At 66.8% G+C, this 12863-nt stretch carries 10 protein-coding genes; 6 read left to right on the top strand and 4 right to left on the bottom strand.

Features of this window, described 5'->3' with window-relative positions:
* Positions 1–3: 3 nt before the first annotated feature.
* A complete protein-coding gene (locus tag OIU93_RS13335) occupies positions 4–1314 on the top strand; it encodes a TRAP transporter large permease (RefSeq protein ID WP_264270560.1) in 1311 nt (436 codons plus the stop codon).
* Between the two features lie 234 nt (positions 1315–1548).
* Entirely contained in the window at positions 1549–3927 is a 2379-nt protein-coding gene (locus OIU93_RS13330) for a glycoside hydrolase family 3 N-terminal domain-containing protein (RefSeq protein WP_264270559.1), read from the top strand.
* Between the two features lie 125 nt (positions 3928–4052).
* On the opposite strand, the gene OIU93_RS13325 is transcribed toward OIU93_RS13330, so the two are convergent.
* Positions 4053–4397 carry a helix-turn-helix transcriptional regulator gene (locus OIU93_RS13325; RefSeq protein ID WP_264270558.1) on the bottom strand — a complete coding sequence of 115 codons (345 nt, stop codon included), beginning with the start codon at positions 4395–4397 and terminating at the stop codon, positions 4053–4055.
* Positions 4398–4554: 157 nt separating this feature from the next.
* On the opposite strand from OIU93_RS13325, the gene OIU93_RS13320 reads away from it, so the two are divergent.
* The 4 genes from OIU93_RS13320 to OIU93_RS13305 are packed head-to-tail and all read left to right on the top strand — an operon-like array spanning position 4555 to position 9494.
* Positions 4555–6183, top strand: a complete 1629-nt coding sequence (locus tag OIU93_RS13320; protein ID WP_264270557.1) for an ABC transporter substrate-binding protein — start codon at positions 4555–4557, stop codon at positions 6181–6183.
* Positions 6180–7193: an ABC transporter permease gene (locus OIU93_RS13315; RefSeq protein ID WP_264270556.1), complete on the top strand. Its 1014-nt coding sequence runs from the start codon at positions 6180–6182 to the stop codon at positions 7191–7193. The genes OIU93_RS13320 and OIU93_RS13315 overlap by 4 nt, the downstream gene beginning before the upstream one ends.
* Positions 7186–8802: an ABC transporter permease subunit gene (locus OIU93_RS13310; protein WP_264270555.1), complete on the top strand. Its 1617-nt coding sequence runs from the start codon at positions 7186–7188 to the stop codon at positions 8800–8802. The genes OIU93_RS13315 and OIU93_RS13310 overlap by 8 nt, the downstream gene beginning before the upstream one ends.
* Positions 8799–9494, top strand: a complete 696-nt coding sequence (locus tag OIU93_RS13305; RefSeq protein ID WP_264270554.1) for an ABC transporter ATP-binding protein — start codon at positions 8799–8801, stop codon at positions 9492–9494. Before OIU93_RS13310 ends, OIU93_RS13305 begins: the two co-directional genes overlap by 4 nt.
* 12 nt (positions 9495–9506) lie before the next feature.
* Here OIU93_RS13305 and OIU93_RS13300 read toward each other — a convergent pair whose 3' ends face one another.
* The 3 genes from OIU93_RS13300 to ureG all read right to left on the bottom strand — a co-directional run bounded on the left by OIU93_RS13300 (position 9507) and on the right by ureG (position 12857).
* The gene (locus OIU93_RS13300) at positions 9507–10613 is read right to left on the bottom strand and encodes an ECF transporter S component (protein WP_264270553.1); all 1107 of its coding nucleotides are present in this window, start codon (positions 10611–10613) and stop codon (positions 9507–9509) included.
* A 727-nt stretch (positions 10614–11340) separates the two neighbouring features.
* Positions 11341–12225, bottom strand: coding sequence for an urease accessory protein UreD (locus OIU93_RS13295; RefSeq protein ID WP_264270552.1), 885 nt, complete (start codon positions 12223–12225; stop codon positions 11341–11343).
* A 17-nt stretch (positions 12226–12242) separates the two neighbouring features.
* Complete coding sequence (ureG, locus tag OIU93_RS13290) at positions 12243–12857, bottom strand: urease accessory protein UreG (RefSeq protein WP_264270551.1); 615 nt, start codon at positions 12855–12857, stop codon at positions 12243–12245.
* Positions 12858–12863 lie beyond the last annotated feature (6 nt).

The following is a 12863-nucleotide window of genomic DNA, read 5'->3' as shown; positions in this document are numbered from 1 at the left end:
CCCGTGGAAACAGCAGTACTCGCGGGGCTCATTCTCCTCGTCGGAATCGTCGTACTCATCGTCTTGTCGGTGCCCATCGCCGTCGCCATCGGGCTCAGCTCGGTGGCGGCAATCATCGCGGTGCTCGGTTTCGACCGCGCCGTGCTGACCACCTCGCAGCAGGTGTTCGCCGGCATCAATTCATTTACCCTGCTGGCCATACCGTTCTTCATTCTGGCCGGAGTGCTGATGAACAACGGCGGCATCGCCGGGCGCCTGATTGATGCCGCGAAGGTGTTGGTTGGCCGGATGCCCGGATCGCTGGCCCAGACCAACACCGTGGCCAACGCGCTGTTTGGCTCCGTCAGCGGTGCCGCCGTTGCGGCTGCCGCCGCCGTGGGAACCGTCATGGGACCGCGCCAGAAGGAAGAGGGCTACGACCCGAACTTCTCCGCGGCAGTGAACGTGGCCTCGGCGCCCTCGGGCATGCTGATCCCGCCAAGCAACACGTTCATCGTCTATTCGCTGGTCTCCAGCACCTCGATCGCCGCGTTGTTCGTTGCCGGCTACGGCCCGGGCCTGGTCTGGGTGGCTGCCTGCATGCTGGTCATCTTCCTGTACACGCGCAAGCACAAGGACGCAGGAGTCTCCCAGCGCGTCACCTTCGCCGTCGCCATCCAGACGCTCATCAAGGCGATCCCGTCCTTGCTGATGATCGTCATCGTGATCGGCGGCATCCTCGCCGGCGTGTTCACTCCCACCGAGTCCGCCGCCATCGCCGTGGTCTACTGCCTGATACTGGGCTTCGTCTACCGCGCGATCAAGGTCAAGGACCTGCCCGGCATCTTGCTGAACGCAACCAAGACCACCGCCATCGTGATGCTGCTGGTGGGCGTTTCGACAGCCATGTCCTGGCTCATGTCCTTCGCACGCATCCCCGATCTGATCTCTGACGGCATCCTTGGCCTGACCGAGAATCCGACGCTCATCCTGATCCTCATGATGGTGATCCTGTTGATCGTGGGTACCTTCATGGATCCGACCCCGGCCATCTTGATCTTCACCCCGATCTTCCTGCCGATTGTCATGGAGTTCGGGATCCACCCGGTCCACTTCGGCACGATGATCGTCTACAACCTGTGCGTGGGCACCATCACCCCGCCCGTGGGCAACGTGTTGTTCGTCGGTGCCAGGGTCGCCGGGCTGCGCATCGAACCGGTCATCCAGAAGCTGGTTCCGTTCCTGATTGCGCTCATCATCGGCCTGTTCCTCGTGGTGTTCGTACCGGAGCTGAGCCTCTGGCTGCCTACCCAGCTGGAACTGATCGCGCCGTAGCGTTTCACCGTTCCCAAAATCCCCCCGCGAGCTTTCCCGCGGGGGGATTTTTGGCTTCGGGGCACACGCGCCGCACTCTCCCCTGCCGCACTCTCCCCGGCACACGGAAAGCAATTTGTGGCAACCACTGCGAGTTCCACTGTGCTTCAGGTCACCATGGAGGATGGCTCGAGAACGGCCCCCTCAGGCCGGGAATCACTATGCCACTTGCACCTACTCAATGGAGAGCACACCATGACCAGAAAACTTTCGCCGACGCCAAAAAGGCGCCGCACCGTGGCGGTCCTGGCCCTGCCGCTGATACTCACCCTGGGCGCCACGTCCGCAGCCGCCGTGCCGCCGCAGGAGGGCGCCGGCAAGAGTGCCCCGGCAGCCGTCAACAAGAACGAAGGCAACCACGGCAAGCCGCCGACGCTCGGCGTCCGCGTCAAGGACACCATCACCGTCAAGGGCCGCACCTTCAAGGACCTCAACGCCAACGGCAAACTCGACGCCTACGAGGACTGGCGGCTTTCCGCCGGCGAGCGCGCGGCGAACCTGGTGTCGCTGATGACGCTGGAGGAGAAGTCCGGCCTGATGCTGATCGACACGCTCAACGCCGCCTGCGATCCGGACACGAAGAAGCGCGGCGCCCTGGACCCGGCGGCGGCCGGCTACATCAACGACCAGAAAATGCACCGCTTCATCTTCCGCAACACCGTCACCAGCGAGGACAAGGCCGTCTGCGGCGCTTCCGGAGGAGGCTTCCAGGCCAGCACGTCCCTCACGCCGCAGGAAGCCGCCACGTACATGAACTCCATCCAGGAGCTCGGCGAGGCCACCCGCCTGGGCATCCCGATGCTCTACAAGTCCAACGCGCGCAACCACATCGACCCGAACGCGCGGGCCGGCATCAACGAATCCGCCGGCGCCTTCACTGCCTTCCCCAAGGAGGCGGGCATCGCCGCCGCGGCACTGGGCGAGGAAGCCGCGAGCACCGGGCAGGCACCGACCACCGGCGACATGTCGGTGGTCGAGGACTTCGCCAACGTCATGGGCGATGAGTGGGAGTCCATCGGGCTGCGCGGGATGTACGGCTACATGGCCGACCTGTCCACCGAGCCGCGCTGGTACCGCGCCCACGAGACGTTCACCGAAGACGCGGACCTGAACTCCAACATCATGACCACGCTCGTTGAATCCCTGCAGGGCCCGCTCGATGCGGAAGGCTCCTCTCTGAGCCCTGACACTTCCGTGGCGCTAACCATGAAGCACTTCCCGGGCGGCGGACCGCAGGAGCTTGGCCTGGATGCCCACTATTCCTTCGGCAAGACCCAGGTCTACCCGGGCGACGCGTTCGCCGAACACCTCAAGCCCTTCGAGGCGGCCATCAAGGCCGGCGTTTCCTCGATCATGCCGTACTACGGCGCCCCGGTGGAGGTCACACACAACGGCGTCACCTACGACCAGACCGGCATGGCCTTCTCCAAGCAGATCGTCAATGACCTTTTGCGCGACGAGCTCGGATTCAAGGGCTACGTCAACTCGGACACCGGCATCATCAACGACCGGGCCTGGGGCCTGGAGGACAAGTCGGTTCCCGAGCGCGTCGCGGCCGCCATCAACGGCGGCACCGACACCCTCTCGGGCTTCCACGACGTCAAGACGATCACCGACCTGGTCGATTCAGGGCTGCTGACCGAGGAGCGCATCACGCTCGCCGCCACGCGATTGACCGAACCGATGTTCAGCATGGGCCTGTTCGAAAACCCGTACGTTGACACGAGCGCCGCGAACGACGTGGTCGGCAGCGCGGCGAACCGCGAGGTGGGCCTGGACCTGCAGCGCAAGTCCGCGGTCCTGTTGCAGAACAAGGAGACCGCCGACGGGGACAAGGTCCTGCCACTGAAGCCCGAGTCCGACGTCTACGTCCTGGGAGACATCTCCGCCGAGAAGGTCACCGAATACGGCTACAACGTCACCAACGGCAATACCAAGGACCCTGCCGCCCGGCCCAGCGCCAAGGACAGCGATGTCGCCCTGCTGAACATCACGGTGAACAACGCCAACACCGGCTCGTACACCAGCAACGACCCGGAATCCGGCATGAACCCCGAGCACATCAACCCCTCCGTGTTGGATGGCGTTGAAGGGCTCGACGGACAGAGCCCCTACGGTGCCGCCGATGCCTGTGTCACCCAGGGCGCGGCCGAATGCACCGACGACGGCCTGCGCTTCGGCGGGTCGCTGCCGTGGGAATCCAGCATCCTGGACTTCACGTCCATGGCCGAGTCCGAGTCGTGGAAGATCACCCCGTCGCTGGACACCATCAAGCAGGTCATGAGCGAGGTCGAGGATCCGTCCAAGGTGGTCCTGCACGTGTACTTCCGCCAGCCCTTCGTCATGGACGAGGCCAGCGGGCTGCGCGATGCGGGCGCGATCGTGGCAGGGTTCGGCATGAGCGACACCGCGCTGATGGACATCCTCTCCGGCAAGGTCGCCCCGCAAGGCCGGATGCCGTTCGCGCTGGCCGGGACCGCCGAGGCAATCCGCGAGCAGTACAGCGACCTGCCCGGCTACAAGGAGACCACGGACGGGGAACTCTACCCGTTCGGCTTCGGACTGGGGTACTGATCCCCATCGAGTAACCAGTCACCACGATGGATGGCGTTCGTCCCCCGGGGCGGGCGCCATCCGCCATGTGCACGGCACGGCAGACGGACCTCCGTCCACAGGCTGCCCCGGCGTGCGGCCGGCCGCTAGTGCTCGGGGTGCAATTCCGAATGCGGTGCCTGCATCTGGTGCAGCAGCCGGTGGACCTCCGGATGGGTCAGGGTCCAGCGGCGGTAGCGGCCGTCGGCACGCACGCTCACCACGCCCGCCTTGTGCAAGGTGGCCAGGGCTTGGGTGACGGTGTTGGCGCCCAACGCCGTGGCGGTGGCCAACTGGCTCACCGAGGAGTCCGGGGCGGCATGCATGGCGATGAGGATCTTCATCCGCGTGGCATCCGCAACCAAGGCAAAGACGTCGATCCACTCGGGCATGTTCGACTCCGAGGCGGCCACCGCGTCCGCCCCGATCTTGCTGTGTTCCGTTTCCGGCATGTGGTCCCCTCCTTCCCTTCGTTGCGGGCTGGTGCCCAAGCTCACCGGACCCATCCCCCGAACCCTTCATCTGTTTGCCCAGACAGATGTACAGTAGGGGCGTTGCCGCATCCCGCTTGTCCGCCGGCGACCCGGATGAAAGGCCCAAACCCCGAACGTGCGAAATCCACAACGCCTGACGACGCTGGCCTTTCTTGCCTCCATTCTATTGGCCGTGACCGCATGCGCGCCCGCGGCACCCGGGACCGCCGGTGCGGAGCCCGCCGGGTCCTCCCTGGCACTGCTCACCGCGGCCTTGCCGGAGACGCTCAACCCGCTGGCGGGGTTCGACAACAACGGCACGGGCAAGGTCAACGAATCGCTGTACACCCTGGCCGGTTCCCCCGACGAGTTGCCCCGGATCGTACCGCTGTTGGCCGCGGCGGAACCGACGGTCTCCGCCGACGCGCGCACATGGACGGTTCCGCTGCGCCGAGACGCCCGGTTCAGCGACGGGACCGACTTTGATGCCGCCGATGTTGTGGCAAGCTACAAGGCCATCATGGATCCTGCGAGCGCCTCGCCGATCTTCGGCACGCTCTCAAACGTCGTGGAGGTCAAGGCCTTGGATTCGCACACTGTCAGGTTCACGCTGCACGAGTCCCAGGTGTCCTTCAAGACGGCCATGCTCGTCGGCATCGCCCCCTCCGAGGCCATCGTGCCCGGCCAGCGTTTCGAGGAATCGGCCTTGAACCGTGCACCCGTGGGCACCGGCCCCTACCTGGTGGACTCGATCGGCCCTTCGCGCCTGGTCCTGTCGGCCAACCCGGATTACCACGGTGGCGAAGTCGCGCTCAAACGCGTCACCTACGAGGCCGCGCCCGATGACAACGCGCGTGCCCAACGCATGCTGGCCGGGGAATTCGACGGCACCACACTTCCCTCGCGGCTGGCCCAGACCTTTGCCGCGAACTCCGAATTCGATCTGGTCACGGCCACCTCCGCAGACTGGCGCGGGATCTCACTCCCGGCGGACAATCCTCTGACCGGCGACCCGAAGGTGCGCATGGCGCTTAACCTTGCCGTGGATCGGCAGGCGCTGATCGACGGCGTCCTGGCCGGTGCCGGGCGGCCGGCACACACCTTCGTGCCCGCCGAATACGGCGATGCCTTCGATCCCGGGGCCGTCTTCGCCCGCGACCCACAGCGCGCCGCAGAATTGCTGGATGAGGCGGGCTGGGCTGTCGGCGAGAACTCGATGCGCTCCAAGGACGGGAACCCGGCCGCGTTCACCCTCATGTACAACCCCGGGGACCAGTTGCGCCGCGACCTGTCCCTGGCGTTCTCCGCCCAAATGAAGCAGCTCGGCATCGATGTCTCGGTCGAAGCCGCGACCTTCGACCAAGCCGAGCCCCGAGCGGGCACCGACGCGATCATGCTCGGCGGCGGGGATACCCCCTACGACGTGGACACCCAGCTGTACAAAATGCTGCATTCCTCCTATCCGGCAACCGGTGCTTACTACGACAACCCGAGCAGGTATGCCGACCCGGCCATGGACCGAGCGCTGGAAACCGGGCGCACCACCCTAAATGCGGCCAAGCGGGCCACCGCGTACCGCGAGGTCCAACGGCTGTACACGAGCGAACCGTCCATGGTCCTGCTCGCGTTCATCGACCACACCTACGTCCAACGCGCCGCCGTCTCAGATACCTGGCAGGGCACCGGGACCCTGCTGGAGCCCCACGACCACGGCACCGCGTGGGGCCCCTGGGCCAAGATCGGCCAATGGGTCCCCCGGCCATGAGCATGCAGGCCCCGCCGGCGCTCCTGACCCGGGGGCGCATACGTGCCCGCAAGGTTCTCTCCCTGCTGGGGCGGCGCACGCTCGTGGCGGTTCCGGCCACGGCCGGGATCACCGCCGCGGTCTTCTGGCTCGCCTCCCTGGCCCCCTTCAACCCGCTGGCCCTGTACATGGGCTCGCAATACGAACACGCGACCCCGGCGCAACGCGGTGAACTGACCGCGCAGCTGGGGCTCAACGATGCCTGGTACGCGATCTGGTGGCGCTGGGTTTCCGGCATCTTCCGCGGGGATTGGGGCACCTCCCGGGTCTTCGGCCAGCCGGTGGCACAGGTGGTGTCGGAACGACTTCCCTACACCGCGTTGCTGGTGGCCTCGGGGCTGCTCGTGGCCATGGCGCTCTCGGTGGTGCTGGCGGTGGGTGCCGCCCGCCGACCCGGCTCGGCCGCTGACGCCGTCGTGCTCGGCCTCGTCCACCTTGCCCAGGCCATCCCGTCGTTTGTGCTCGGACTGGCGGCCATCGCCGTCTTCGCGATCGTCCTGGGGTTGCCGGCCGGAGGCGCCGCGTCGGGAGGGGCCGACCCCACCGTCGGCGGCATTGCACTGCACCTGGTCCTGCCGGCGGGCGTGCTGGCGGTGACCCTGCTGCCGTGGCTGGTGTTGAACTTGCGGGCCTCGGTGCTCGAGGCGCTGGATTCCGATGCGGTGCTGGCCGCGCGCGGACGCGGGCTGGGCCAGTTCACGGTCCTGCGCACCCACGTGTTGCCGGTGGCACTGCTGCCGTTCATGACGGTGGTGGGTTCGAAGCTGGGCGAACTTGTCACCGGGGCGCTACTCGTCGAGGCGGTGTTCTCCTGGCCGGGTCTGGCCTCGGCCACGGTGTCCTCGGCGATCGCGGGAGATTTCCCCTTGCTGGCCGCGGTCACCGCCCTGACCAGCGCGGCGGTATTTGCCGGGTCCGCGCTGGCAGACGCCTGCTACCTCTTCCTCGATCCGCGGGTCAGCGATGTCTAGGCCCCGCCTGCTTCCCCTTGCCCTGCTCGGCCTGGCCGTCAGCTATGCCGTGTTGGTCCCGTGGCTGCAACCGCTGGATCCGCGTGCGGTGGACCTGTCCGCGGTGCTGCAGGCACCCTCGGGCCAGCACTTCTTTGGCACCGATACCTTGGGCCGGGACGTGTGGACCCGTTCCGCCCAGGGCCTGCGCATGTCCCTGTTCCTGGCCCTGTTGGCCTCGGGGTTCTCCACCGCGCTCGGGGTGGGCGTCGGGCTGTTGGCAGCGTGGCGCGGCGGGCTTGTCGACCGCATTGCCATGCGCTTGGTTGATGCGACGAATGCGTTGCCGCACCTGTTGCTGGCGGTGGTGATTGTCGCCTTGTGGCGCGGGCAGTGGTGGGCGATCGTGCTGTCCATTGCATTGACGCACTGGACGCAGGTGGCACGGATCGTGCGTTCGCGGCTGCTGGCCGAGCGCACGGCAGACTACGTGCAGCTCGCCCGGGCCTCCGGCGCGGGGACGGCCTTCATCTGGTTCACCCACCTGCTTCCGGCGGTCGCACCGCAGGCCGCCATTGCCCTCGTGCTGCAGCTGCCCCATGCCATTTGGCATGAGAGCTCGCTGTCCTTCCTGGGCGTTGGGCTGCCGCCCGAATCCGCATCGCTGGGCCTGCTGCTGGACGATGCCCGCGGCGGGCTCCTGGCCGGCGCCTGGTGGCTGCTGGCCTTCCCCGCCGGGCTGCTGGTTCTGGTCAGCTGGTCCACCGCCGCCCTGCCGGCCCGTGCCTTCAGCAAAGGCTCCACGACGCAGCCGGCAACGGCCCCGGCCGTTGCGCGCGCAATCCCCCACACCGATCCGGACCAATCCCCGGACGGTGCGGCAATCCGGGTCTCCGGCCTGGGCCTCCGGATCCCCTCGACCACCGCCCCCGGGGCAGCGTCCCTGGTGCTCAAGGGGATCGACTACCGGGCCGAGGCCGGGCGCATCAATGTCATTATTGGCGCCTCCGGGGCGGGAAAGTCCCTGCTGCTGCGCACCCTGGCCGGGTTGCCGCCCGCCGGAGCAAGTTTCACGGGAAATATCACGGTCGGCGGACGCACACTGGACGCGGCGGGGCTGGCCGCGGTGCGGGGCACCGCAACCGTACTGGTTCCGGGCTCATCCGGCACCGCACTGAACCCCGTGCGGACGGTTGCCTCACAGATGCGCCAAACGCTCAAGGCCGCCAAGAGGCCATCCTCCCCCGCCGATGCCCTCGCGGCACTGGAGGCGGCGTCCATCGACGGATCCTTGGCCGCACGCTACCCGCACGAGCTTTCCGGCGGGCAGGCGCAGCGGGTTGCACTCGCCCTGGGCGTTGCCGTCGGCGCGCGGATCCTGCTGGTGGACGAGCCCACCAGCGCCCTGGATTCCGACACGGTTGGCCACGTGGAAACGCTGCTGCGGTCCCTGGCCGCAGCGGGAACCACCATCGTGATGGTCACCCACGACCTCGAGCTGGCCCCCCGCATCGCGGACCACCTGGCGGTGGTTCAGGAAGGGCTGGTCGTTGAATCGGGCCCCGCCTCGGAGGTGCTCGGCAACCCGGCGCATCCGGCGACCGATTCGCTGCTGGGGGCGTTGGCATGAGCCTGGAGCTCGCGGACGTTTCCTACACCCACCCCGGCACCGCACCGGCATCCGGGAAGCTGCTCGAGGGGTTGAGCCTGCGGGTCGGAGCAGGCGAAATCACGGGGCTTGGCGCCCCCTCGGGGGCGGGCAAATCGACGTTGCTACGCATCGCCGCTTTGATGACGCCCGCGGCTTCCGGGGCCGTGCTCGTCAACGGCCAGGCATTTGCACCAGGTACCCCGGTCCCGCGTCGGGTGCGCCAGTCCATTGGCATGGTGCTGCAGTCCCCGCGTGCCGCCGCCGATCCGCGGCTGCGCCTTGACGCACTGATTTGCGCTCCGCTGGCCATCCGCGACCGCGCCCTGCGCCCGCAACCACGGCGCCATGCCAAACGGCTGGCCGAGCTGGCCGAGGCGGTGCAATTGGATCCGGCACTGCTGCGGCACTATCCGCACCAGGTCTCGGACGGGCAGCTCCAACGGGCCATGGTGGCCCGTGCCCTGGCACTGGATCCGGAGGTGCTGATCTGTGACGAGCCAACCGCCCAACTCGACGCCGGAACCAAAGCCGTCATCCTGGGGTTGTTCGCCGTCCGCGCCGCGACCGGCGCCGCCGTCCTCATCGCCTCGCACGACCGCGCCGCGCTGTCCAGGGTTGCCCACACCATGGTGGACCTCGCAGACGTCAACCACGCCGGACGTCCTTCCTGACGGTCACGAGGCTCAGGGCCTGTCGGCGGTCGATTCCGACTCGTTCCTCCCGGGATCGGGGCCAGCCACCCGCACCGGCAAGGGAGCCGGCCAACGCCGGGAGCCGGGCCCGGCGTTGCGGGCGGGGTCGCCAACCGCCTTCAGAAGGAGCTTCACGTCCGCGCTCAACGCCTCGTAGAACGGAACCTCGATCCATCGCCGAACGGCGCCCAACGCACCAAGAACGACAAAGCCAGTCAATAATTTGTCGGCCAGGGAATGAACCAGGTTCGACCCCAAGACGGCGAGGTACAAGGAATTGCCCATCGCCGCGAGATTCCGGGTTGTCGACTCCGATGCGTGGCCGGTTCCGCCGTTGAACAACAGGACCAGCAAGGCGGATGCGACCAGCGAACAGCTGAGGGCAACGAGGACATTGAGCAACACGTACCTGGGGAAGGTTTGGCACAGTCGAAGGCGCCGCGCACCGTATCCCCACACCAAGGCGCCGGCAATGTTGACCAGCGCGAAGGCAATCGACGAAGAGTCGGTGATGGCCAAGCCAATCGCGTTGGTGGTCAACCCCACGGCCACGCCTGCCCAGGGGCCAAGCACAATGGCGACGATGGCCGTGCCCACCATGTCGAAATAGAGCGGCAACCCCAACCAGGCCACCAGCGTGAATCCCAGGACGTTCAAGCAAACACATGCCAGAAGAAGCATGAGTTTCCGACGTCGCGCCGGAAGCGCCGCCTCAGCCACGGCCGACTGCGGAGTTGCTGGTTCCGCTTCGGCGTCCGGCATCGCGGCGGGAACTTCCCGCGGGTTGCGCCTGGCATGAAGGCAACGGTGTTCCCACTGGGCGACCTCGGCTTCGGACGCCCCCAGGACGCGCGCAATTTCACCGACGAGCTGGGGGTTGACTCGCGTTCGCCCGGTCCGGAATGCGTCGTAGACCGTGGTGCGGGCGGGACGGGCGTTGCCGGCATCCACGCCGCCGAGCTCCCTGTGGGCCGCAATCCGGCGGACTATCTCGGCATAGGAAATATCACCGGCGGCGAAACGCAATACCTGCAAGTCATGGGCGATTTCATCGTATGAGCTCGCCGGGCGCTCCGCTGCAGGGGGTTCGTCAATCATTCAGTCCTCTTTAGCTACCGCCGCGTGCATGCCGCACAAGGCCCCACCTGAATCTTAGGCACCCGGTGACCCCAGCCGGAAAGCCGTTACGTCCCGTTCGGAATATCCGGCTTTGTTCGGGGTTGTTCGAGAACTCGCTGGCCGCGCTTTTCCACTTGTCGCGTCAGCTAGTTTGGTACTTGATGGGGGCACCCGGGCACAGGTGCCGCCCGCCCTGCGGCCCGAAGCCGTGCATCCGGCTCGTTGGACTTCCCGTTGCAGCCTTGGGGGCAGCAGGGGGGATCGGCGCCACCAAGGAAGCAAATCACGCAGTGCACCACGGAGGGGCGATCATGCTTGTTGTCGCGGATCTTGCGGGGTGGCTGGCCCTGGCCAACGGCAGCCGGGGAGCATCCTCGAATATTCCACTTTTCGATATATTCCCCACGTGGAATTTGCCGTTCTGGCGATCGAGCACCAACGTCCGGGTGCCGATATCCACGGCAGTATTCGATGACGGGGAACGTGTGGCCACTAACCGCTTTGAAGCGGCTCGGGTTCAGACCTAAGACGGTCCCGTGACCGTTACCTCCGTACTCGGCACGACCAAACTTGGGGGCGTGCCGAGCACAGAGATGACGATTTTCGACAGGTAGGCGGCCTCCGGGACGGGTTGGGATACCTGGGCGCATACCGCCACGCAGGACGCGCGTTGCCTGCACCGCAAACGCACAGGTGGGGCACGCCCCTAGTACTTGCGCAGGTTCAGCGGCTTTTGGCCCCTCAGGTGGTGGCGCAGCTCGTCGACCACGGACATCAGGACCGCAGTGATGGCCTCGGTGGAGTTCGACAGGGCACGCACGGCGACGCCCGGGCCCGGCACCTTGCTGATCCCCAGATGCACCTCGGTGCGCTGCGCCTTCCCGGTTCGGTAAGCCAGGTCGCGGATGCGCTCGACGTCTCCGGAACCGATGTTCGCATCGATGGCCAGCAGCATTCCCACGTGCGTGTAGTCCTGCAGGAAGAGCAACGAATCCAGCGAGTCCGCTCCCGGGCGCACCAGCAGGTTGTCCAGCACCGCCAGGCGGCCGTCCACGCAGACCTCGGTTCGCAGGCGCACCTCGTCGTAGCGGAAGAGCTTCCCGTCCGGGCTCCACCCCGGGGTGAGCACCTCGCAGAAGAGCAGGCTGGAATCCCGGTGCATGTCCACCGTGGTGAACTGCCGGTAGTCGGCCCCGCGGTAGGCGATGAGCTGGTCGGGCACGTATTCGAGCACCGCCCCGGCGTCCAGGCGCACCACCAGGTCCTGGCGGGCAAAGGTGCCGGGGGTCTTGTACACCTTGGTGGCCGACTGGGTGGTCAGCAGCAGCGAGGCGCCTTCGTCCACAGAGACCTCGATGCCGTAGTTGTCCCCGCCGAGGTAGCCGCCGCCGGGGTTCACGATGGTGTAGCAGACCTGTGCCGTGTCATCAAGGTAGTGCGGCCGCAGGATCCGCAGGGCGCCCTGGTGGTACTGCCGGGTGGCGATCGCCTTTCCGGCGCGGTTCCCCACCTGCAGGCGCAGCTCGCCCACGAGCTTGGTTCCCGCGAAGGGCGAGGGCCCCAGCTCCTTGATGGCTGGCTGCTCGGGCATTCTCGGTGCCATCCTCCCTAGCCCAGGTCCAGCATCAGCACCTCGTGCTTGAGCCAGTCGATGACGGTGTCCAGTCCCTCGTCGGTCTTGAGGTTGGTGAAGCAGAACGGCTTGTCCCCGCGGAATTCCTTGGAGTCGCGCTCCATCACCGACAGGTCGGCGCCCACGTAGGGGGCCAGGTCGGTCTTGTTGATGATGAACAAATCGGACTTGATCATGCCCTGTCCGGCCTTGCGCGGGATCTTCTCGCCCTGGGCCACGTCAATGATGTAGACGGAGAAGTCCACGAGTTCCGGGGAGAACGTCGCGGAGAGGTTGTCTCCCCCGGACTCGACGAAGATGACCTGCAGGTCCGGGTGCTTGGCCTTCAGTTCCTCGATGGCCGCGGAGTTCATCGAGGTGTCCTCGCGGATCGCGGTGTGCGGGCAGCCGCCGGTCTCGATGCCGACGATCCTATCCAGCGGCAGCACGCCGTTGGCCGCCAGGATCTTGGCGTCCTCGATGGTGTAGATGTCGTTGGTGATCGCGGCCATCGACACCTCGTCGTTCAGCCTGCGGGTGATCCGCTCGATCAGCTGGGTCTTGCCCGCTCCCACGGGTCCGCCGATGCCAATGCAAATCGGTTCCATCATGCACTC

Source organism: Paeniglutamicibacter sp. ZC-3 (assembly GCF_025847175.2).
Classification (GTDB): Bacteria; Actinomycetota; Actinomycetes; order Actinomycetales; family Micrococcaceae; genus Paeniglutamicibacter; species Paeniglutamicibacter sulfureus.
This window is presented reverse-complemented; position numbering and strand designations above follow the sequence as displayed.

Excerpts from the sequence above, each read along its gene's own strand:
- OIU93_RS13330 (WP_264270559.1), top strand. The coding sequence starts at position 1,549 with ATGACCAGAAAACTTTCGCCGACGCCAAAAAGGCGCCGCACCGTGGCG.
- OIU93_RS13325 (WP_264270558.1), bottom strand. The coding sequence starts at position 4,397 with ATGCCGGAAACGGAACACAGCAAGATCGGGGCGGACGCGGTGGCCGCC.
- OIU93_RS13315 (WP_264270556.1), top strand. The coding sequence starts at position 6,180 with ATGAGCATGCAGGCCCCGCCGGCGCTCCTGACCCGGGGGCGCATACGT.
- OIU93_RS13310 (WP_264270555.1), top strand. The coding sequence starts at position 7,186 with ATGTCTAGGCCCCGCCTGCTTCCCCTTGCCCTGCTCGGCCTGGCCGTC.
- OIU93_RS13305 (WP_264270554.1), top strand. The coding sequence starts at position 8,799 with ATGAGCCTGGAGCTCGCGGACGTTTCCTACACCCACCCCGGCACCGCA.
- OIU93_RS13300 (WP_264270553.1), bottom strand. The coding sequence starts at position 10,613 with ATGATTGACGAACCCCCTGCAGCGGAGCGCCCGGCGAGCTCATACGAT.
- OIU93_RS13295 (WP_264270552.1), bottom strand. The coding sequence starts at position 12,225 with ATGCCCGAGCAGCCAGCCATCAAGGAGCTGGGGCCCTCGCCCTTCGCG.
- ureG (WP_264270551.1), bottom strand. The coding sequence starts at position 12,857 with ATGATGGAACCGATTTGCATTGGCATCGGCGGACCCGTGGGAGCGGGC.